The 22,973-nt window shown below is 39.1% G+C and carries 19 protein-coding genes; 16 read left to right on the top strand and 3 right to left on the bottom strand.

Translation table 11 applies throughout. The features are described 5' to 3' along the window. Positions 1-12: 12 nt before the first annotated feature. From frr to metG, 11 genes are all read left to right on the top strand, one after another. Positions 13-570, top strand: a complete 558-nt coding sequence (gene frr, locus HMPREF1517_RS04285) for a ribosome recycling factor (RefSeq protein ID WP_002885567.1) — start codon at positions 13-15, stop codon at positions 568-570. An 89-nt stretch (positions 571-659) separates the two neighbouring features. Continuing rightward, entirely contained in the window at positions 660-1,517 is an 858-nt protein-coding gene (cvfB, locus tag HMPREF1517_RS04280; RefSeq protein ID WP_037599563.1) for an RNA-binding virulence regulatory protein CvfB, read from the top strand. A gap of 8 nt (positions 1,518-1,525) precedes the next feature. After that, a complete protein-coding gene (locus tag HMPREF1517_RS04275) occupies positions 1,526-1,741 on the top strand; it encodes a YozE family protein (RefSeq protein ID WP_002885591.1) in 216 nt (71 codons plus the stop codon). A gap of 238 nt (positions 1,742-1,979) precedes the next feature. Then, complete coding sequence (locus HMPREF1517_RS04270) at positions 1,980-3,236, top strand: LysM peptidoglycan-binding domain-containing protein (RefSeq protein WP_037599561.1); 1,257 nt, start codon at positions 1,980-1,982, stop codon at positions 3,234-3,236. Between the two features lie 79 nt (positions 3,237-3,315). After that, a complete protein-coding gene (locus tag HMPREF1517_RS04265) occupies positions 3,316-4,380 on the top strand; it encodes a PhoH family protein (RefSeq protein ID WP_037599559.1) in 1,065 nt (354 codons plus the stop codon). Between the two features lie 126 nt (positions 4,381-4,506). Next, entirely contained in the window at positions 4,507-5,205 is a 699-nt protein-coding gene (locus HMPREF1517_RS04260; protein WP_037599556.1) for a hypothetical protein, read from the top strand. Between the two features lie 152 nt (positions 5,206-5,357). Beyond that, positions 5,358-6,404 carry a hypothetical protein gene (locus tag HMPREF1517_RS04255; protein WP_037599554.1) on the top strand — a complete coding sequence of 349 codons (1,047 nt, stop codon included), beginning with the start codon at positions 5,358-5,360 and terminating at the stop codon, positions 6,402-6,404. 130 nt (positions 6,405-6,534) lie between these two features. Further along, positions 6,535-7,413, top strand: a complete 879-nt coding sequence (locus tag HMPREF1517_RS04250) for a hypothetical protein (RefSeq protein WP_037599552.1) — start codon at positions 6,535-6,537, stop codon at positions 7,411-7,413. A gap of 75 nt (positions 7,414-7,488) precedes the next feature. Continuing rightward, entirely contained in the window at positions 7,489-8,193 is a 705-nt protein-coding gene (locus HMPREF1517_RS04245; RefSeq protein ID WP_050989605.1) for a hypothetical protein, read from the top strand. A 102-nt stretch (positions 8,194-8,295) separates the two neighbouring features. After that, a complete protein-coding gene (locus HMPREF1517_RS04240) occupies positions 8,296-9,165 on the top strand; it encodes a hypothetical protein (protein ID WP_002890119.1) in 870 nt (289 codons plus the stop codon). 155 nt (positions 9,166-9,320) lie between these two features. Then, positions 9,321-11,324 carry a methionine--tRNA ligase gene (metG, locus tag HMPREF1517_RS04235; protein ID WP_037599550.1) on the top strand — a complete coding sequence of 668 codons (2,004 nt, stop codon included), beginning with the start codon at positions 9,321-9,323 and terminating at the stop codon, positions 11,322-11,324. A gap of 233 nt (positions 11,325-11,557) precedes the next feature. On the opposite strand, the gene HMPREF1517_RS04230 is transcribed toward metG, so the two are convergent. The 3 genes from HMPREF1517_RS04230 to HMPREF1517_RS04220 all read right to left on the bottom strand — a co-directional run bounded on the left by HMPREF1517_RS04230 (position 11,558) and on the right by HMPREF1517_RS04220 (position 14,290). Beyond that, entirely contained in the window at positions 11,558-12,403 is an 846-nt protein-coding gene (locus HMPREF1517_RS04230; RefSeq protein ID WP_037599548.1) for an aldo/keto reductase, read from the bottom strand. A gap of 10 nt (positions 12,404-12,413) precedes the next feature. After that, complete coding sequence (locus HMPREF1517_RS04225) at positions 12,414-13,310, bottom strand: LysR family transcriptional regulator (protein WP_002885507.1); 897 nt, start codon at positions 13,308-13,310, stop codon at positions 12,414-12,416. A 239-nt stretch (positions 13,311-13,549) separates the two neighbouring features. Beyond that, entirely contained in the window at positions 13,550-14,290 is a 741-nt protein-coding gene (locus HMPREF1517_RS04220) for a CPBP family intramembrane glutamic endopeptidase (protein ID WP_037599546.1), read from the bottom strand. A 410-nt stretch (positions 14,291-14,700) separates the two neighbouring features. On the opposite strand from HMPREF1517_RS04220, the gene HMPREF1517_RS04215 reads away from it, so the two are divergent. The 5 genes from HMPREF1517_RS04215 (at position 14,701) to HMPREF1517_RS04195 (ending at position 22,927) form a co-directional block, all read left to right on the top strand. Continuing rightward, positions 14,701-16,638: a GbpC/Spa domain-containing protein gene (locus HMPREF1517_RS04215; RefSeq protein ID WP_037599544.1), complete on the top strand. Its 1,938-nt coding sequence runs from the start codon at positions 14,701-14,703 to the stop codon at positions 16,636-16,638. Between the two features lie 1,297 nt (positions 16,639-17,935). After that, entirely contained in the window at positions 17,936-18,895 is a 960-nt protein-coding gene (locus HMPREF1517_RS04210; protein WP_037599542.1) for a competence protein CoiA, read from the top strand. Between the two features lie 10 nt (positions 18,896-18,905). Continuing rightward, positions 18,906-20,711, top strand: a complete 1,806-nt coding sequence (pepF, locus tag HMPREF1517_RS04205; RefSeq protein WP_037599540.1) for an oligoendopeptidase F — start codon at positions 18,906-18,908, stop codon at positions 20,709-20,711. Positions 20,712-20,927: 216 nt separating this feature from the next. Next, complete coding sequence (locus tag HMPREF1517_RS04200; RefSeq protein ID WP_037599538.1) at positions 20,928-22,148, top strand: L-lactate MFS transporter; 1,221 nt, start codon at positions 20,928-20,930, stop codon at positions 22,146-22,148. Between the two features lie 71 nt (positions 22,149-22,219). After that, a complete protein-coding gene (locus HMPREF1517_RS04195; protein ID WP_037599536.1) occupies positions 22,220-22,927 on the top strand; it encodes an O-methyltransferase in 708 nt (235 codons plus the stop codon). Positions 22,928-22,973 lie beyond the last annotated feature (46 nt).

Genomic DNA, 22,973 nt, shown 5'->3' with positions numbered 1-22,973 from the left:
AAGAGAGAATTTATGACAAACGCAATTATTGAAAAAGCAAAAGAACGTTTCGCCCACTCACACGAGTCATTGGCCCGTGAATTTGGATCTATCCGTGCAGGTCGTGCCAATGCATCACTTCTTGACCGTATCACTGTAGAATACTATGGTGCCCCAACACCACTTAACCAATTGGCTTCAATCACGGTTCCTGAAGCACGTGTCCTTTTGATTTCACCATTTGATAAAGGTTCAATTGCTGATATCGAACGTGCTATCAATGAATCTGACCTTGGAATCAACCCAGCTAATGATGGTTCTGTTGTGCGCTTGGTTATCCCAGCACTTACAGAAGAAACACGTAAAGAGTTGGCTAAAGAAGTGAAAAAAGTCGGCGAAAATGCTAAAATCGCTATCCGTAACATCCGTCGTGATGCTATGGATGAAGCTAAGAAGCAAGAAAAAGACAAAGAAATCACAGAAGATCAATTGAAGGCTTTGGAAAAAGATATCCAAAAAGCAACTGATGACGCTGTTAAGAAGATTGACAGCATGACAGCAGAAAAGGAAAAAGAACTCCTTACTGTTTAATCAATAGAAAAATAAGGAGAGTGGGACAGAAGCAAAAGAGCATGGACTATGTTAGCTTCCTTGTCCGACTCTCTTTTTAGAGGAAAAAGATGAATACATTACTTGGAACGATCATTACTGCCCTAGTAACTGATGAAAATGATAAATTTTACTTTGTACAAAAGGACGGTGTGACTTTTGCCTTGTCTAAAGAAGAAGGGAAATACGCCATTGGTGACATGGTGACAGGCTTCGCCTATACAGATAGCAAGCAAAAATCACGTCTGACTCAAAAGGAAATCAAGGCAACTCGCGATTCTTATGATTGGGGAGAGGTCACTGAAGTTCGTAAGGATTTGGGTGTCTTTGTAGACGTAGGAATTCCAGATAAGGAGATTGTTGTCTCTCTCGATGTTTTGCCAGAACTCAAAGAGCTTTGGCCTAAGAAGGGGGATAAACTCTACATCAAACTCGATGTTGACAAAAAAGACCGTATTTGGGGACTTCCTGCTGAACCTGAGGTCTTTCAACGTATGGCTGGACCTGCTTACGATAATATGCAAAACCAAAAATGGCCAGCTATTGCCTACCGTCTCAAATTGTCAGGAACTTTTGTCTATTTGCCAGAGAATAACATGCTTGGTTTCATCCATCCATCAGAACGTTATGCGGAGCCACGTTTAGGTCAGGTCCTTGAAGCGCGTGTGATTGGGTTCAGAGAAGTTGACCGGACCCTCAATCTTTCTCTTAAACCACGTTCTTTTGAAATGCTCGAAAATGATGCTCAGATGATTTTGACCTATTTAGAGAGCAATGGTGGCTTTATGACACTTAATGACAAGTCATCACCAGCAGATATCAAGGCAACCTTCGGTATTTCTAAGGGTCAATTTAAAAAAGCCTTAGGTGGTCTGATGAAGGCAAAAAAAATCAAACAAGATCAGTTTGGAACAGAATTAATCGGTTAGGAGAAGGCGTGAGAAAATCCTTTTATACTTGGCTGATGGCTCAGCGTAATCCCAAATCCAATGAACCAGTAGCAATCTTGGCTGATTTGGCTTTTGAAGATTCAACCTTCCCGAAGCATACCGATGACTTTGAAGAAGTCAGTCGTTACTTGGAAGATCAAGCTAGCTTTTCCTTTAATCTAGGGCAGTTTGACCAGATTTGGGAAGATTATCTAGCCCATTAATAGTGACTAAGTTTACGATAAGCATAATGACTTTTAGCATCTTCTTTAAAAAGTAATTACCATTTGAAATGGGATGAATTATTACAATTTTTTACAAATATATCAGCTTTTTTTCAATAAATTAGGCTTGTTACAACTAGTTAGTAATTGCTTTAAAGTGTAGTAAATCACCCCTCTTTTGACAAAAAGTGTGATATTATTGTAGATGTTAAAATTGTTAAAAAGGAATGAATTATACATGTTATCAAAATCTAAAACAACAAAGGCTCTTCTTTACTCGACCGCAGCACTTTCACTTTTTGCTGCAAGTCACGTACATGCCGATGACACTTCAAACTGGGCAGCACGTTCAGTAGATCAAATCAAAGCAGATATCGCTGTAAGTGATAACCAACAAACTTATACAGTTCAATACGGTGATACTTTGGGAAGTATCGCTGAAGCAATGGGTATCGATGTGAACGTTTTGGCTAACATCAACCAAATTACAAACATTGATTTGATTTACCCTGGAACAGTCTTGACAGCAACTTACAATTCTGATAATCAAGCAGTCTCTGTTAAAGTTGAAACTCCAGCTTCAGAAACATCAACCACACCTGTAGTTGCAGAAGCTAATTTGACAACTAACGAAGTGACTGTAAATGGTCAATCTGTAGTTGCAGCGGACTTGACAGCTCCAGTTGAAACAGTAAGCACAACAGCTACTCAAGCACCTGCTACAGAAGAATCAACTCAAGCTGTTTCAGAAGTAACAGAAGCTATCGCATCAGCATCAGAAGCACCAGCATACGCAGAAACTGAACAACCAGTTGCTGATGCTATTGATCATGTAACTGCGTCAGCAGAAGCTACACCTGAAGCAGAAACTACTCCAGCTGCTGAAACACCAGCACAACCTGAAGTAAAAGAAGAAGCAACATCAGAAGCGTCTTCAGAAGCACCAGCAACTTCAGAGGCACCAGCAGAACAACCAGCTGCAGAGCCAGCAGCAACATCAGAAGCTGCCTCAGAAGCACCAGCAGCTTCAGAGGCGCCAGCAGAACAGCCAGTGGTAGAGCCAGCAGCAACATCAGAAGTAGCATCAGAGGCACCAGCGGCTTCAGAGGCACCAGCAGCACAACCTGCATCAACAAATACACTTCCAACGGATCCACACCTTCAACCACAAGCTGAAGCTTTCCGTCAAGATGTAGCAGCACAATTCGGTCTTACTGACATCGGTGGTTACCGTGAAGGTGACCCACAAGACCATGGTAAAGGACTTGCCGTTGACGTTATGGTACCAGTTGGTTCAGAAGTTGGTAATCAAGTCGCTCAATATGCTGTAGACAATATCTCAAATGCAGGTATCTCATATGTCATCTACAGACAACAATTCTACGCACCAGTAGATAATATCTACGGACCAGCTAACACATGGAACCAAATGCCAGACCGTGGTAGCGTTACTGAAAACCACTATGACCACGTTCACGTGTCATTTAATGAATAAGTCAGAATAATAAAAAGTCACGCTTGGCGTGATTTTTTTGATATAATGGATAAAAATACTTAAGAAAGAGGAACTCTATTTGCAAGAGTATTCTGTTGAAATTACCCTAAATCACCCAGATGATGTCTTATCACTTTTTGGAACCAATGAGCGCCATCTAAAACTTATCGAAGAAAACCTAAATGTTATCATTCATGCTCGAACAGAGCGTGTGCAGATTCTTGGAGATGACGAGGAAAGTGTTGAATTGGCTCGCTTGACCATTCAAGCCCTCCTTGTTTTAGTGGAGCGTGGAATGCTAGTCAACACATCAGATGTTGTCGCAGCCTTGACCATGGCTCAAGATGGTTCAATTGATAAGTTTGTTGCTTTATATGAAGAAGAGATTATCAAGGACAATAGTGGTAAGCCTATCCGAGTGAAGACTTTAGGACAAAAGGTCTATGTTGATAGCATTAAAAATCATGATGTGGTCTTTGGGATTGGTCCAGCCGGTACAGGGAAGACCTTTTTAGCGGTTACCCTTGCAGTTATAGCTCTTAAACGTGGTCAAGTTAAACGTATAGTTCTGACACGTCCAGCAGTTGAGGCAGGTGAAAGTCTTGGCTTTTTGCCTGGCGATCTCAAGGAGAAGGTAGATCCTTACCTTCGTCCAGTTTATGATGCCCTCTATCAAATTCTTGGCAAAGAGCAAACGACTCGCCTAATGGAACGTGAAATTATTGAGATTGCCCCTCTTGCTTATATGCGTGGTCGTACCCTCGAAGATGCCTTTGTTATCCTTGATGAAGCGCAAAATACAACCATCATGCAGATGAAGATGTTCTTGACTCGTCTTGGGTTTAATTCTAAGATGATTGTCAATGGGGATATGAGTCAGATTGACCTTCCACGTCGTGTTAAATCTGGTCTTGTCGATGCCATGGAGAAATTGAAGGGAATCAAGGCTATTGATTTTGTTCACTTTTCTGCTAGCGATGTCGTACGTCACCCAGTTGTAGCTGATATCATTAATGCTTATGAAAAAGATGCACCTAAGTTTGATCTTGAGAAAAAATCAGAAGAATCAAACAAGGTTGAAGAAGCAGTAGCGTCAGGATTGACTGAATACCCAGTTATAGGTGCTGAGGATCTTAAAAAGTAAATAGATGAAAAGAGGTTTGAGAGTATGTGTTCTCAACCTCTTTTTCTTTGGTAGTCAAGTCACAGATTTCCTCTCTATTTTTGGTAAAATAGTATTGAAGAATAGGCCAATAAGGAGGGGAGAGGTATGACTAAGGCAAAAAAATGGAAGATTGGGATTATTGTTTTTCTAGGACTTGTTGCGACAGTTTTGATTGCCATAGGAGAGGGAAGATTTTGGAAGTATCAACAGAACTATATTCCAGATGGTACCTATCAGATGGTAAAATATGAGACGCCTTGGGGAAAACATAAGGAATTAATTGATAATATGCCCGAATATGAGAATGGAGACTTATTTTTAAAAGACTTTATGGATGTGAAAGACATGAAAGCTCAATATTATTCTTATTCTGTTGGTGATGGAGAGCTTGATGTTGATCTATTAGAACACGATGAAAAGCTCCCACAGACTTTTGATCCACGCACAGGGACTTTGAAACAGGATTTAACACCCTCAGAATATGGGAATAAGGTCCATTCTAATCTTCAAAAGTTCAATAAAGACGGTGGTCAATTTAGAAAATGGCGAGAGATTTCTACTAGTGAGTGTGTTGAAGATTATAAAAGAATGTTGAAACGAAAACGTACTTACGAGAAAAGACCTAAAGGCTTCGCAATAAATGTTTATGATACGAACGGAAATATTTCTTCTCGAAGAGTTTTTGAGCGTTTGAGTTCGAGTGAGGCAGAGGACCTTCATTTAGATTACGAAGGTGCATATAAATTTGTAAAAGAGAGTAGATTTGATTGGCAAACGGAAAGTGATTTTCTCATCTGGCGTTGAACTACTTACCGACCAAGCACCTCTTTACTATCGAGAATCATAGCCAAATGTTTTATTAAAAAACCTTACAGTCTTTATGATAATTGTCAAATACTATTTCACCATTTATTTTGGTACAATAGAACAGTAGACCAATAAAAAAGGAGATTATTATGAACCAGCAAGAGTGGATTGAGTACTTTGAATTAGTCAACGGTCGTAAACCAACTCCCGCAGAGTTATCTCAAGCTCAAGCAGCAGGCGAGTTTATCCTTGAACGACCTAATGTCTTTGGAGCAACTGGACAGGCTAATGAGCCAAGAAATATTAAACCAGCTGAACCTGTTATTTCTATGACGCAACAGCCTCAGTTTGCCCAAACAACAGCAACCTTCCAACAAGTCGTACCTGCTAAAAAAGGAATGTCAAAAAAAGCCAAGATTATTCTAGCATCAGTCTTGGGTGCTGTGGCAGTGATTTTACTTTCTGTTGGTGGCTATTCATTATGGCGTTATCAGTCAGGTAAGATTGCGGATGGAACATATGAGGTAGTGGCCTATTCTTATCGTGATGAAGATAAAGATAAGATGGTAAATGCTTTCGATGAATTTGATGATGTCTACTCCTTTGTAGAAGTAAAAAATAATAGATCTAGATACTATTCTTATCTCGAGGACAATAAATCACCTTATGTTAGCTTGTTAGAGTATGAACATGAAATCCCTCAGCAGTTCGATCCATGGAATAAAACTCAGACAGAAGTTTTAACAGTTGAAGAGCTTGAATCTACAGTCAAAGACTTCATGAAAGATATGTCTAAGGATTATTCTTTTTACACTAAAGACGCTACAAAAGAAGCCGTTAAAGAATCTGTAAAATCTTACAAGAAATCTCTCAAAGAAAAACGAACTTACGTCAAAAAAGGTAACGAGTATACGCTATCTACTTATGACAAGGATGGAGAGCTTCAATCCCGTGTTACTTTTAAGCGTATGAGTAAGGGGGATGCTGAAGAGCGTTGGGATGATTATAAGGATGCAATTAAAGATTATAAGAAAGAATTGAAGACTTATAGTGATCAGTACGACGAGTATAAGGATTACTTTAATTATGGTTATGGAGGTGACTACGGTTATGGTTACAGCGATGACTATGGTAGTGGTTCTAAATCAGGCTCTGACGATAGTAAAAGCAGCAAAAAAGGCATTGATAAAATTTAATCAGCCAATGATGTAAATGAGCAAAGTGGTACAAGAAGGAGAGCTAAAACTCCATCTTGGTACCGCTTTTCTTTTTATGAAAATAGTCAAATAGCTTTGGAGTCTTTTTTCTGGTAGAATGGAAATATCAATGAAAAAGGGGACTTTTATGAACGAAAAAGAGTGGTTAGATTATTTCGAAACAATCAATAATCGTAAGCCGACAGAGGAAGAAATCCAACAAGTAAAAGCTAATGGGGAATTTATTTCTCAAGAGTCTAAGGACGAGGGTGTTAATCCTCAACAATCTCAGTTGAGTGATCAAGTGACACAAGCCGTTTCACAAGTTGCTCCTGCTAAGACAGGCTTGTCTAAGAAAGCTAAAATTATTATTGCTTCTGTGGTGGGAGCGATTGTCCTAGTGGCACTTTCATTTGGTAGCTATGCGTTTATGCACCTGCAAGGTGGTAAAATACCTGAAGGAACCTATCTACTTGAAACTTATCGCTTTTACCATAAAGATAAGAAGAAAATGGTTGATGGTATGGAATCTTTCAAGGAAAGTGGCCTAGAGGCTCATGATTTTGTTAAAGTCAAAGGGAACAATGTTAAATTTTATTTTTATACCTTAGCTGGCGGGAACAATCTGGTTGACTTTACAGACTATGATACTGACGAAGCATACCGTCCAGATGCTTGGTCTAGAACGCTTAAACCAAACATGTCACTATCTGAATATACGAAAGTCATTGACCAGGCAGTAGATAATCAATACAAAATAAGTGAATATCGAACTAAGGCTGATAACGATGAAAGTAAAAAGATTTACGTTAAATCCTACAAAGAATCTCTCGAAGAGACCGTTCGATACAAGGTTAAGGGTGATAAATTAATCGTCACAACTTATAATAAGAAAGGTAAACTTACAGAAGAAAGAAGCTTCAAACGCCTATCAGAGGATGACGTGAAGAAATTAGATTATGACTATGAACGTGATGTTAGAGCTGATAAAAAGCTCTTTCAAAACTAGTAATGTTTAAAACCAGCCTAGCTGGTTTTTTCTTTGATACCAGATAAAATAAATTTAAGTGGAAAAGAGGAAATTATGACTCAACAAGATTTACAGCTTGACAATCAGGATGGGCTTCAGGGTGTGAAAGGTACTTTGATTACCATCTCAATTATTTGGGGGACTATGGCCCTTATAACTGGTTTTGTATTGTTGGGTGTATATGGTTCTAATCAAATTTCTGATGGAACCTATCAACTTGAATCTATTCATATTTATAGTTCTTCTAGATACGATGAGGAAGCATTTAATAGGGAACATGATACTTACGGAGATGGGATTGCAGACTTTGTTAAGGTTAAGGGGAGAACTTTGAAGTTTTATAGTTATCCTAAAGAAGGAGCGTTAAGTAGTGACTCTCTAGCTGGTTATCAGATAGGAACCGAATTCCATGTTGAAGCTTTTCACCAAACGCTTAAACCGACAAAAACTCTTGCAGAGTATCGTAAAGAAGTAGAATCTTATGTTGACAGCAGATTTGCAGCTGGTAGGCAAATGTCAGCGTCTGATTCTGCGACTCTAAAAAATAAAATCGTTGATGAGTACAGTGAGTCTCTCCAAGGAAGAGTAAACTATCAGCAATTTGGTCCTAAACACTATAAAAAATTGACAATTTATAAATACGATCAACTGGGTAATCTGATGGAGGAACGTATTTATTCACCTGTACTATATAAGGACGCAGAGAAACTAGATACTAGCTATTTTCATGATACCAAACCAGGTAACAAGAAACATTGATTGTAATACTAACCAGCCTAGCTGGTTTTTTCTTTTATGAAAAGCGTTTAAGAAGGTATTTTTCTGGTAAAATGAAAGTAGAAATGGGAAGGGGGTACTATCATGAATGAAAAAGAGTGGTTAGACTATTTCGAAATAATCAATAATCGACAACCGACAGCGGAAGAAATCCAACAGGCTAAAGCTAGTGGCGATTTTATTTCTCAAGGGCCTAAGGTAGAGAAAGTCAAGCCACAAGTTCAACTCAGAGAACAGGTGACACAACCAGTTTCACAAGTTAGGACTCCTAAAACAGGATTGTCTAAGAAGGCAAAAATCATAATAGTTTCTCTAGTTGGGACAATACTTCTATTGGCACTTTCCTTAGGTTCTTACGCCTTTATACACCTGCAAAGAGGTAAAATTCCTGAGGGAACCTATCTAATTGAATCTCACTATTATTATGACAAAGATGAGAAAGAGATGGTTGATGTTTTAGAGTATAATGAATCCATCGATATATATGTTCGAGACTTTGTTAAAGTAAGAGGCAATCATTTAAAAACATGTGATTATTTTTTAAGTAATGGCGAAGGCTATGTTTATAAGATAGATTATATGACTGGTTATAATTTCGACTGTGACGCTTGGTCAAGGAGTCTTAAGCATACTTGGACACTTTCAGAATATGAAGATATGGTTGGTAAGCTTCTAAGAAAATACTATAAGGGTGCTCCTCTTAAAACTGAGTCGGGAATTGAGAGAGACATAAAAGAATATAGAAAAAGGTATAAATCAGAGTTGAAAAGGACTTATCGTTATAAGTTAATAGGAGACAGACTAACAATTATTAGCTATGATGGAGATGGGGAAATTCATTCTGTGCGGACCTTCAAACGCTTGTCCAAAGCAAAAGAGGAAAAATTACAATCTGACTATGATAAATTCTCTAAGAAGGATAGGGAGTTGAAAAGGTTAATATTAAGCTTTTAAGTTGCGAATGTCATTCAAAGTGAATCTTATGTTCCTCGCAAATTAATATTATTTAAAACCAGCTAGTCTGGTTTTTTTAGTGTCCAAAACGTGCTATAATAAGATGTTATATCATCAGTGTTAGCCCATTTGTTAACACATGAAAGGAAATTAAAATGACAAAAACATTCTACATCACAACACCTATCTACTACCCATCTGGTAAATTACATATTGGTTCTGCATATACAACCATTGCTTGTGACGTCTTGGCACGTTACAAACGTATGATGAACTACGATGTCTTCTATCTTACTGGGCTTGATGAACACGGCCAAAAGATTCAACAAAAAGCTGAAGAAGCAGGAATCACACCACAAGAGTATGTGGATGGTATGGCTGTTGGTGTTAAGGACCTCTGGCAACTTTTGGATATCTCATACGATAAATTCATCCGTACGACTGATGATTACCATGAAAAAGTTGTTGCTCAAGTTTTCGAGCGTCTCTTGGAACAAGGGGATATCTACCTTGGTGAATATTCAGGTTGGTACTCAGTGTCAGATGAAGAATTTTTCACCGAAAGTCAGTTGGCAGAAGTTTACCGTGATGAGCAAGGTAATGTCATTGGTGGTGTGGCTCCATCAGGACATGAAGTGGAGCTAGTTTCTGAAGAATCATATTTCTTTAAACTTAGCAACTACGCAGACCGTTTGACTGCCTTCTTTAAAGAACACCCAGAATTTATCCAACCTGATGGTCGTATGAATGAAATGCTTAAAAACTTCATCGAGCCAGGCTTGGAAGACTTGGCGGTATCACGTACAACCTTCACTTGGGGAGTTAAAGTACCATCAGATCCAAAACACGTGGTATATGTGTGGATTGATGCCCTTATCAACTATATCACTGCCCTTGGTTATGGTCAGGATGAGCATGGTAACTTTGATTTGTTCTGGCAAAATGATGAAAACCACGAAATTATCCACATGATTGGTAAGGATATCCTTCGTTTCCACTCAATCTACTGGCCAATCATCCTTATGGCTCTTGATCTGCCATTGCCTACACGTCTTGTTGCCCACGGTTGGTTCGTCATGAAAGACGGTAAGATGTCTAAGTCTAAAGGAAATGTGATCTATCCAGAAATGTTGGTAGAGCGTTTTGGTCTTGATCCACTCCGTTACTACCTCATGCGTAGTCTTCCTGTCGGTTCAGATGGTACCTTCACACCAGAAGACTATGTGGCCCGTATCAACTACGAGTTGGCTAATGACCTTGGGAACCTCCTCAACCGTACAGTTGCCATGATTAACAAGTATTTCGGTGGTCAAGTGCCTGACTATGCTGAGAACGTTACAGACTTTGATGCTGATTTGTCTAAGGTTGTGGCTGAAAATATTGAAGAATTCCACAAACAAATGAATGCTGTGGACTTCCCACGCGCCTTAGATGTCATTTGGAATATCATTTCACGTACCAATAAGTACATTGACGAAACAGCTCCTTGGGTACTTGCCAAAGAAGATGGTGACAAGGAACAATTGGCAGCAGTGATGGCTCATTTGGCAGCTAGTCTTCGTGTGGTAGCTCACCTGATCCAACCATTCATGATGACCACTTCAAATGCTATCATGGAACAGCTCGGATTGTCAGGGAAGTTTGACCTTGAAAATCTCGAACTTTCAGGTTTCCCAGAGAATGTGACAGTCGTTTCAAAAGGAACACCAATCTTCCCACGTCTTGACATGGATGAAGAAATTGCCTACATCCAATCTCAAATGAACGCAGGCAAACCACAAGAGAAAGAATGGAACCCAGAAGAGGTCGAACTTAAGTCTGAAAAAGACCAAATCAAATTTGACGACTTTGACAAGGTTGAAATCCGTGTCGCTGAAGTTAAAGAAGTGGAAAAAGTCGAAGGTTCAGACAAATTGCTTCGCTTCCGTCTTGACGCTGGCGACGGGGAAGACCGCCAAATTCTCTCAGGTATCGCTAAATTCTATCCAGATGAACAAGAATTGGTCGGCAAAAAACTTCAAGTCGTGGCTAATCTCAAACCACGTAAGATGATGAAAAAATATGTCAGCCAAGGTATGATTCTTTCCGCAGAACATGACGGCAAACTCACTGTCTTGACAGTAGATCCATCTGTTCCAAACGGAAGTGTGATTGGGTAAAATATTATATAAAAACAGTTTTTCAATTCGTAGAATTGCTAAACTGTTTTTTACTAAACTTCGGTTGTGAGTAAAGCGCTTGAAACACATCTAAGTCTAGCACTTAGGAGTTCTGATTCTTTAAAACTGAAAATTATTTACTGGAGAATATCACCTAAGCTCCGTCACTACTTAAGGAAAGCCACAAGAGGAGCTGGTGTATAAGAAAAACGAGTTCAGTCGAACTCGTTTTTTTATACACTATATTTCAATAAATGCTTAATGCGTTCTACACTTTCATCAGGACCATAAGCATTTGGGTATCGGTCCAGTTTACTGATAGCATCAAGATCTGCTTGGTCTAGGTGGAAGTCAAAACTATTAAAGTTTTCCTTCATTCGTTCGATATGGGTACTTTTAGGAATGGTCAGAATACCTTGTTGGGTTTGCCACCTGAGAATGAGCTGAGTAACTGTCTTACCATGTTTTTCAGCGATAGCAGTTAGGGTTGGGTCTTGAAAAATACCATCCTCACCTCTATGGAAAGGAGCCCAGGCTTGCGTTAGGGTGCCAAATTCCTTATCAGCTTTCTGGATAAGTTTGTGTTGTTTATAGGGGTGCAACTCGATTTGATTGACTGCTGGAATAACAGGTGTTTGCAAGGCAAAATCTGCCAAACGTCCTGTTGAGAAGTTAGAGACCCCAATGGCTCTAATAAGTTCTTCATGCTTAAGCTCAATCATAGCACGCCAGGCACCATGTAAGTCGCCAAAAGGTTGATGAATCAAATATAAATCAAGATAGTCAGTATCTAGTTTGCGAAGTGTTTCTTTTAGGGCTAATTTGGTATCTTCGTAGCCGAGCTGGCTAATCCAGGCTTTACTAGTCAAGAAAATATCCTCTCGAGGGATACCAGATGCCTTAATAGCACGTCCCACGGCTTCCTCATTTCGATAAAGACTAGCAGTATCAATTAATCGATAGCCTACAGAAAGAGCGTCTTCAACGGCTTTTTGACATTCCTTTTGATCGAAAATTTGCCAGACACCAAAACCAAGCACGGGTATTTTGATGCCATTGTTAAGTGTTTGAAATTCCATTTTCTTCTCCTTAGTGGTGGGGTAGTAAGCTATCCTGAATTTCCTCGATAAATGCTTGAATAATTGCGGATTGTTTCTGTTTATTATTTGTCACAAACCCCAAGGTGTGCTTTGGACTGTTCTTCAGTGGAAGTAAAACAATTTGGTCCTTAATGAAACTATTAACAATACCGAGGCCAGAAGCGTAACTATCTGAGGCACAGAGCAAATTCATGACACTGCCTCGGTCATTACTGTAAATCACTTGTTGGTCAGGCAGAACCTCGAGAGGATCTTCGTCAAAATGAATTCCAGAGCTTTCTTGACGAAAGCGGACCTGTGGGTATCCCTCTAAATCTTTGAGATTGAGGGATTTTTTGTGAGCTAGGGGATGTTGGCGACCTAAGAAAATCTTGGTTTCAAACTCTCCAAGTGGGGTAAAAGTTAAATCCATGTGTTGGAAACTGCGTTCTAAGATATGGTCGTTATCTTCATCTAGATAAATAATCCCCAGATCACTTTCGAAGCTTTCAACGCTTTTGAGAATCTTCCTAGTTGTTGTTTCAATCAGTTGAAATTCTTGATAATCACTACGAAAACGTTGGGCAATGTGAGCCATGGGAAGTGACAAGAAATCGTAGTGGTGACTGGCAACAGTGAATGATTTCTTAAAGGATTTGCGATAGCGTCCTTCTAGTAGATCTAGCTCTCCAAGAATACGTTTGGCGTATTTGAGAAAATCATGACCGTCATCAGTTAGTTTAGCTCCTGTATTGGAACGTTCAAAGAGTTGGACTCCAAGTTCTTCCTCTAAATCACGGATGGATGCTGAGAGATTAGGTTGAGTCAAAAAGAGTTTTTTAGCAGCCTTACTAAAAGACCCTGTTTCAGCGATAGTCTGAACATAGCGACATTGTTGAAAATTCATAAGCATCCCCTTTAAAAAAATATGATTGTAGGTCATATTATAACAAAATGAGAAGTCTAAAATCAGCAAAATTCTGATAGGAATAGATGAAGACCTGATATGAAATTTCTATGATTAAATCGTTTTTGGAGTAATAATGGAAATTGAGATAAGTTGTAAGAATGTGGTGCTGATAAATGAAAAACTGCATCCCCAGGTTAGACACCAAAAATCTAACTTGTGGGATGCAGTTTGAAATATTAGTCATTAAGATATCTAATGGCTTTCAATTTTTTAGGACGAATAAGGAAGAGTCCTAAGGCAATTAAAGGTAGCCAGAAAATGAAATGCCAGATACTTGTAGCTGGTGCAGCCTGTGTTGATTGCGAGAGAAGGACACTGGCAAAATCAACCAAACAGTGCAGAATAATAGTCCACCAGAGGCTACCAGTACGTAGGTAAATAGCAGCAAAGAATATTCCTATAGCTGTCGCATAATAAACCTGGAACAAGGTAGCGTTCAAGGGCTGGTGAGTGAGGTTTCCAAGATGGGCTAGTCCAAAAATTATGGCAGATAAGAAAACGACTCCTAAAACCTGTTTTGAAGATCTAATACCATCTTGGAAGGCGAGTTTAAGGAAAAGTCCACGAAAAAAATATTCCTCAAAAAACCCGGCTCCTAAGGCAATAACCAAGGCAGTTCCTATCATGTGAGGTGCTTTACTGATCCCAAAAGCAACCGCAGAAACATAGAAGAAATCTGCCAAAAGAAGAAACCAACAAACCCCTAAGGTTTCAGACCAACTTATCTTTTTAGTCGATTTGATCTTTAATCCAAGGCGTCTCTGTACGAGGAAATAGTATAGACACATAAGGCCAAGCGTTTTAATGAGATAACCTATATTCTCAGGCAGAGGCCTAAGAAGCAAACGCAGTACAAGGTTCGCTAAAATAAAACTAATCCCAAGAAGGATCAGCAATCTCATTTCTTTTTTAGTCATTGAAAAGTCCCCCAACTTTCTTAACATTTTTTTCGAGTATACGACGAAAAACGCTTAAAGTCAAGGTCTTGAAGGTGTTTTTTATGTGTTTTTAGTAATGAAGAGGTCACTTCATGATAACCCGAATATAGTAGAAAACATATGCTATCTTAGAAACAGTTCTTTATGAGAAAAAAATGAACGGCTGTAAGAAAGTAATAAGTGAAAACTCTGTGAATCCCTTATGAATTACAGTTAATTGTAAAGGAATGGTTAAATTATAACAAAAATGTGTCAAATTTTAAAAATATGTAGCAAATATATAATATTTTTTTTAGAAAACTATTGCCAAATTTTGAAAATCACGGTAGTATATTAAACGGTGAAGAAAATAGGTTAATAAAATGTTAACCAAGAAGGAGAAAGTGTAAATGAAAGTCAATCCATTTAAAACAACATTGTATTCAAGCGTATTGCTTGCAGGACTCGCGGCTACAAGTGTAGCAGCTGCGGATGAAGCTAAAGATGTAACAGCAACTACTGATACTGATGCAACCGTATCAAATACGACTGCAGAGTCAAGTGCTAATCTTGTTAAAACAACAGGTGATGCAGCAGTTGTCACTACAGTACCTGGAACAGAAGAAAAAACTACTACTGAAACAGATACTACTGTAAAAACAACAACTAAAGCTATTGCTGAAGTTTCAAATCCTGACTTCAATAACGCTGTTGAAGCTGCAACAACGACTGCAGCAGCATCAAAAGATTCTGCTGATGTTAAAGCTGTTCAAGATCAAGCAGCTAAAGATGCTCAAGAAGCTTCAAATACAGTTGTTTCTGAAAATAAATTGACTCGTGAAGAAGCTGATGCAGCTCTTACATCTGCTAAAGCAAATGTTGTTGCAACAGGAGGATTCACAGCTACAGAAGAAGCAGGTGTTAAACACACTAGCGTTGAAGCTGCTAACAATGACAACAAAGTTCAAACAACAGCTTTGACAACTGCGGTTTCAGAATATAAACAAAAACTTGCAGATTACAAGACACAATTGGATAAATACTACCAAGACGTTCTTGCTTATGCTGCTTGGGAAAAAGCTTATAAAGAATACACTGGTGGAACAACTGCTCGTCTTTTGACAAAAGGATTGGCTGAAAATGCTACTGGTTTAATCTATAAAACAGAATCTGATGCTACAATGACTGTTGAAAATTCAGCAGGTTCTGTTGACTACTTGGATAAAACAATCCAATCAGGTCACTCAGTAGATGAAATCCTTGAACAATTCAACACATCTCGTTACATTCCAAGTGACTTTAGTGCAGCTAACGGTACACAATACACTATCAATGCTGACGGAGAATACACTGAAGATGTATGGTTGAAAATGGCTACAGGTCAAACATTGACTGTAACATACAACAACCTAAACGGAACATCATTCAATGGTACTCCAGTTAAGAAAATCGTTGCAACTTACACTTTGGTAGAAACACCAAGTGCAGATGGTTCAGCCATTGTTAAGTTGTACCACGATCCAACTAAGACACTTTTCATTGGTTCACAAACTGACGACACTAACAAAAAACTTCACGTTAAGATGAACTTGAACTTCTTTGATTCTGAGTCATCAGTGACACCGCTTGATTTGTCTAAGAACGGATCAGTTTTGAGTATCTCATCACTTAACCACTGGAACACTGAGCTTGGAAACCACATTGAAAAAGTTGGTTTGAATGGTAATGAATATGTTCAAATTCCTGGTTCATCTATCACTTTGCATGAAGATGGTTATGCTTATGCAACAAACGATAACGAATTTGTGGCTAACGGTTCACGCTTTAACAGTGACTCAACAGTAGACCCAACAACTGGTGAAGTCACAGATGAAGGTTGGGATGCGATTAACCCAGATGGAACACCTCGTACGAAGAATGCCTACTATGGTGCTGCTGCAACAATCTTCAAGGGTGAACCAATGGACTTCATCGTAAGCGGAAATAACCTTAACGTTCCAACTGCTTACTGGTTCGCAACTAACTCAACAGTAGTTGTTCCTGAATTGCCAGAAGAACCAAATAAACCAGTTCTTCCAAATACTGTTTCAGCATCAGTTACTTACCACAAAAACTTTGTGTCTGTTGAAGAAACAACTGAGAAACCAAAACCTCAAGTACCAACAACTCCAACAGAACCTACACCAGGTAAACCTGTAACACCAACATCAGTACCTGTAAAAGAAGAAGCTCCAGCTCTTCCAGCTACTGGTGAAAAATCAACAGCAGCTTCTGCAGCAGCAGGTGCAGCTATGGTGACATCAGCTTTGGCCTTGTTCGGTATCTCAACTTACAAACGTAAACACTAAGATAATACATAAAAAAGCTAGGAAATTTTCCTAGCTTTTTTGGTTTGGAAGAATCAAGTTAGCTAGAAACAAGGAAGATGAAATTTTCTGACATTTAGTAAAACTACTTGATTTAGACTCAAAAAAGAAAAAATGATATACATTTTCTAATTTTTTCAAAACTGTATAAAGGCCTATATTATAGGCCTTTATCTATAGCTAACCATGTAAAAAACAAGAGTCTAAATATTATTTTCAAAAAATATGAAATAAATTAATTGACAAAAAATTATAATACAGTATAATAGATTGTGTTAGGAAGAGTTTGTTTTTTGTCAGGGTGACTCCCTGGTCAAAAAAGACTAGCTTAGAATCTGGAATTCTAGGTTATCAAATTCCAATGTTTCATTGTGATGATTTAAAAAGAGAAGATTTAAACAGCAAAAAAATAGATTAATCGATTTTAAACATCAGCATCATCGTAGCGGGAGCTAGCGGTATTTTTAATCCGTGTAGAGCAAACGACAGATTCAAAAACAGCAGAATCGGTAGAGACTAATCGTCAAAAGCGAAGAGGGAAAGAAAATAAAGCAGTAACTGCTAATATACCTATCAGAAGGTGGACTAAACCTAATGACTGATAGGTGGTATGTTTTGAGAGTGGCTTTTTTAGCCAATACTCTTCTAGGAAATAGTATCTTGTAAGCAGTATGACGTTCTGCGTAAAGAAGCTAGAGGGAAAGTTCTTCAGATTGACTGACTATCAATCATAAGATACTCTTGACTAGAAACCATTTTGGACCAACACGGTTTTGCGTTTGTTGGTATTGAACTGCACCTAGGGAAATGGTGGTTCAATGTTAGTAAATAAAGACTTTAACTTGTAAAAGTCTAAAATTGTTTTATCTCATTATCAACTCAAGGATTAAGTTTTTAGTGGGATTGCGGAACAAAAGGGTGATAAGCATATTGGGATGATGCTTCAGTGACGGAATTTGACCAGATGTTTGTGAGAGCATCTGTCTATGCTACAATAGCTATTTTTAATGGTTATGTGGGATAGAAACTGTTTTCAAAATCCTGATTCCTAGGAAAATTGGGGGATTTTCCTTGAAGAATTGAGATTGTTGAAAAGAGATCAAATGGACTGAGCGGCACTTGTATCCCAAGGTAAGCAATACACCTATAAACCTAAGTTTCCATACAGCAGGGAGCAAGTTTCAGTTTGAATGGGGGACGCATCTAGAGTAATCTAGATGTTTTTTTATTTTGTGAATTCTTTTACGAATAAGTAAGAGAGTGCACGAAGGAGAGAGTCATGTTAATTGCAAGAAATCAGGAGGGGAAGCTCGTTTCAGCTCTAGAAACCAGTTTGCAACGTAAGGAATCCTATAGCTGTCCTGGTTGCCAGGGAGTTGTTCTTCTGAGACATGGCCAGGTAATGTGTCCACATTTTGCTCATAAGTCTTTGCAAGATTGTCAGTTCTTCTCGGAGAATGAATCGGCCCAACATTTATCCCTTAAGGCAGCTTTGTATAAATCTTTGGTTAATCATGGTGAAAAAGTAAGTATTGAAAAAGTTTTGTCTGAGATGGGGCAAATTGCAGATTTATTTGTTGGCGATTCCCTGGCTCTAGAAGTTCAGTGTTCTCGGTTATCCCAGCAACGTTTGAGAGAGAGGACATGTGCCTATCACCAAGCAGGTTACGAAGTGCGTTGGCTTTTGGGTGAGGAACTCTGGTTGAATGGACGTTTAACAGACCTACAGCGGGACTTTCTCTATTTTACGGCTAAGATAGGATTTCACCTATGGGAGCTTGATTGGAAGCGTGAGGAAATTAGACTTAAGTATCTCATCTATGAGGATATTTTTGGGAAAGTCTATTATTTAACTAAGGCTTGGCCGTTAACCGAAAATCTCATGACAGTTTTACGTTTTCCTTATCAAGCAGAGCAGGTTGAGACTTATCAAGTAACTCAGCGAAAGAAGGTCTCACATGTGATTCAACGAGAATTAATTGGGAAAAATCCAAGGTGGATGAGAAGGCAGGAAAAAGCCTATCTTAAGGGAATGAATTTGTTATGCCTGTCTGATCAGGATTTTTTTCCACAAGTGAGATTTCCAGAATCTAAGCAGGGTTTTGTACAAATTAGACAGTCACTTGAAGGTTTTGAAAAGCTTTTTATGCAATATTATCGAAAAAGGCATTTTTCTTATCGACAAACTCTCTACTCTCCCACCTTTTATGCTAAAATAGTAAAGAATAGATACAATTAAGGAGAATATTATGTCAGACAATCGTGCTCATTTAGAAGAGAAATACACATGGGATTTGACGACCATTTTTGCGACAGATGCAGATTGGGAGACTGAATATGAAAGCACTGTTCAGGATTTGAAGAAGGCTAGTGCTTATGCAGGTCATCTCTTAGATTCTGCTAAGAACTTGCTTGAGGCAACAGAACTTTATATGAGCCTTATGCGTCGCTTGGAGAAAATCTATGTCTATGCGTCAATGAAAAATGACCAAGACACAACAGTAGGGCTTTACCAAGAGTACCAAGCTAAGGCCTCAAACCTTTACTCACAGTTGAGTGAAGCCTTTGCATACTTTGAGCCTGAATTTATGGCCTTGGATGATAAGAAATTAGCTGAGTTTAAAGAACAAGAGCCAGGTCTTGGACTTTATGACCACTATTTCGAACGCCTTTTGGCAAACAAGGACCACGTTCTTTCTCAAGAAGCTGAGGAGCTCTTGGCAGCAGCAGGTGATATCTTCAACGGTCCAACGGATACCTTCAATGTCTTGGATAATGCTGATATCCTCTTCCCATGGGTATCAGATGGCCAAGGGGATGTGGTTGAGTTGACGCATGGTAACTTTATCACTCTCATGGAATCTAAGGACCGTGACATTCGTAAGGGAGCTTATGAAGCGATGTATGGGACTTACGAGCAGTTTCAACATACTTATGCACAAACACTACAAGGCGTTGTCAAGGTTCACAATTACCAAGCCAAAGTTCGTCACTATAATTCAGCACGTCATGCAGCACTTGCGGCTAACTTTATTCCAGAGAGTGTTTATGACTCACTCTTGGAATCAGTGAACAAGCATTTGCCACTTTTGCACCGTTACCTTGATTTGCGTAAGAAGGTCTTGGGGCTTGATGAGCTTAAGATGTATGACGTCTATACACCACTTTCTGAGACTGAAACTGCTCTTACTTATGAAGAATCCCTCAAGAAAGCAGAAGAAGTCTTGGCAATCTTTGGTGAAGAGTATAGTAAAGGGGTTCATGCAGCCTTTACGGAACGTTGGATTGACGTTCACCCTAACAAAGGAAAACGTTCAGGTGCCTACTCAGGTGGTGCCTATGATACCAATGCTTTCATGCTTTTGAACTGGCAAGATACTTTGGACAATCTCTTTACCTTGGTTCACGAGACTGGTCATAGTTTGCATTCAACTTTCACACGTCAGACTCAACCATATGTTTACGGAGATTACCCAATCTTCTTGGCGGAAATTGCGTCTACAACCAATGAAAATATCTTGACAGAAACGCTTCTTAAAGAGGTCAAAGATGACAAGACACGTTTTGCTATTCTTAACCACTATTTGGATGGATTCAAAGGAACTGTCTTCCGTCAAACACAATTTGCTGAGTTTGAGCATGCTATCCATGAGGCAGATGCATCTGGTCAAATCTTGACAGCGGACTTCATGAATAAGCTTTACGCAGACCTCAATGAGAAATACTATAACCTCAAAGCTGAAGATAACTACGAAATTCAGTTTGAGTGGGAACGTATTCCGCATTTCTACATGAATTACTATGTCTACCAATATGCTACAGGGTTTGCGGCAGCAAGCTACTTGGCTGAAAAAATTGTTCACGGTACTGAGGAGGATAAAGAAGCTTACCTTACTTACCTTAAGGCGGGAAGCTCAGATTATCCTTTGGAAGTTATCAAGAAAGCTGGTGTTGATATGACCAATACCGACTACTTGGATGCTGCCTTCAAAGTTTTTGAAGACCGTCTCGTTGAATTGGAAGCCTTGGTTGAAAAAGGTGTTCACCTTTCTTAAAAAGAAGTTACTATACTATATGAAAGAATCATTCTGAATAAGAGTGGTTCTTTTTACATCTAAAAAACGAACGTTTATAGCATACAGGTCCTAATTGCTACGGAAAATTACTAATGAGCATATTTATAGCCCTTTGTTTATATTCATGATAGACTAAAAACCTAACGTTTTATAATTGATAAGTGAACAATGTTCAGAAATAGAAAGTAGGTTTTTGTGAAAACAACCAATCGTTATCTTGTAGCAACGTGTGGTGTCTTACTCCATCTCATGTTGGGGTCTACCTATGCTTGGAGTATCTATCGTAATCCTATTATGGCCCAGACTGGCTGGGATCAATCTTCAGTTTCTTTTGCCTTTTCATTGGCCATCTTTTGTCTTGGTCTTTCTGCAGCCTTCATGGGACGTTTGGTTGAAAAATTTGGTCCTAGAGTGACTGGAAGTATGTCGGCTGTTCTCTATGCCGGAGGTAACATTCTAACAGGAGTTGCCATTGCTCAGGGAGAGCTGTGGATACTTTATCTTGGTTACGGTATTCTTGGTGGTCTAGGACTGGGTGTAGGTTATATTACGCCTGTTTCAACTATTATTAAGTGGTTTCCTGATAAGCGTGGACTTGCGACTGGTCTTGCCATCATGGGCTTTGGCTTTGCCTCACTGCTAACCAGCCCTATTGCCCAATATCTGATTCAGGTACGTGGTGTTGAGCAGACCTTTTATATCTTGGGAGTTGTTTATTTTATTGTGATGCTTTTTGTCTCACAATTCATTAAACGACCAAGTGTAGAGGAAGCACAACTGTTGGCTGACAAGAGTCCAAACCGTCAGGCTGCTGATTTGAGCAAAGGGGTTACGGCTAATGAAGCTCTGAAATCGTCAACTTTCTACTGGTTATGGCTTATCTTGTTTATCAATATTTCATGTGGCTTAGCCCTTGTCTCTGCTATTTCTCCAATGGCTCAAGATATGGTTGGGATGTCAGCGGAATCAGCAGCAGTTGTTGTCGGTGTTATGGGAATCTTTAATGGTTTTGGTCGCCTTCTGTGGGCAGGCTTGTCGGATTATATTGGGCGTCCGAAGACCTTTATCCTCCTCTTTGTGGTTAATATCGTTATGGCTATCCTCCTAATTGTCCTGCAAGTTCCACTTGTCTTTGTGGTTGCGATGGCTGTTCTGATGACTTGCTACGGGGCAGGATTCTCCTTGATTCCTCCCTACCTTAGCGATATCTTTGGGGCAAAGGAATTGGCTACCCTTCATGGTTATATTCTGACTGCCTGGGCTATGGCAGCCTTGGTGGGACCAATGCTCCTGTCGGTAGCTTATGAATTGACAAAATCTTACCAGATGACCTTGCTTGTTTTCATTGCTCTTTACGTGGTAGCTTTAGTTATTGCTTACCTCTTGAAAAAGAAGGTTATTCGTCAAGTAGTCTAATGATGAGGATTTGAGTTATAGATAAGAAAAATCTCTAGCACTCGCTAGGGATTTTTTATATAATAAAACACATGGTTAAATCATATAGTAAAAACGCAAATCACAACATGCGTCGCCCAGTAGTAAACAAGGATATCGTGGACTACATGCGAACGCATCTTCAGGAAAATAAAGGGCATTTGGCTGAACTGGAGGCCTTTGCTCGTAAGGAAAATATTCCAATTATCCAGCACGAAGTTGTTGCTTATTTCCGATTTTTGTTACAGACCTTGCAGCCTAAGAAAATACTCGAGGTAGGAACGGCTATTGGTTTTTCAGCCCTTCTTATGGCTGAATATGCGCCTGATGCTCAGATTACGACTGTTGATCGTAATGAAGAAATGATTGGTTTTGCCAAGGAAAATCTAGCCAAGTTTGACAGCCGCAAACAAATCACCTTGGTCGAAGGAGATGCAGCAGAAGTTTTGCAAGATTTGGACACTGATTATGATTTTGTCTTTATGGACTCAGCAAAGTCTAAATATATTGTCTTTCTGCCTGAAATCTTAAAACGTCTTAAGGTTGGTGGTGTCATAGTCTTTGATGATATTTTCCAAGGTGGAGATATTGCCAAAGACATTATGGAGGTTCGTCGTGGTCAGCGTACGATTTACCGTGGTTTGCATCGCCTTTTTGATGCGACCTTAGATAACCCTGGTTTGACTGCTAGTTTGGTACCTATGAGTGACGGACTTCTTATGCTTCGGAAAAATTCTGAAAATATTATCTTGCCAGATTAAGCATTATTTAAGTAAGTGTGGTATAATAACAAAGATATTGACAATT

The sequence above is a fragment of the Streptococcus sp. ACS2 genome (assembly GCF_000525585.1).
GTDB lineage: Bacteria > Bacillota > Bacilli > Lactobacillales > Streptococcaceae > Streptococcus.
Note: the sequence above shows the minus strand (reverse complement) of the source record. Positions and strands in the feature narration are given on the sequence as shown.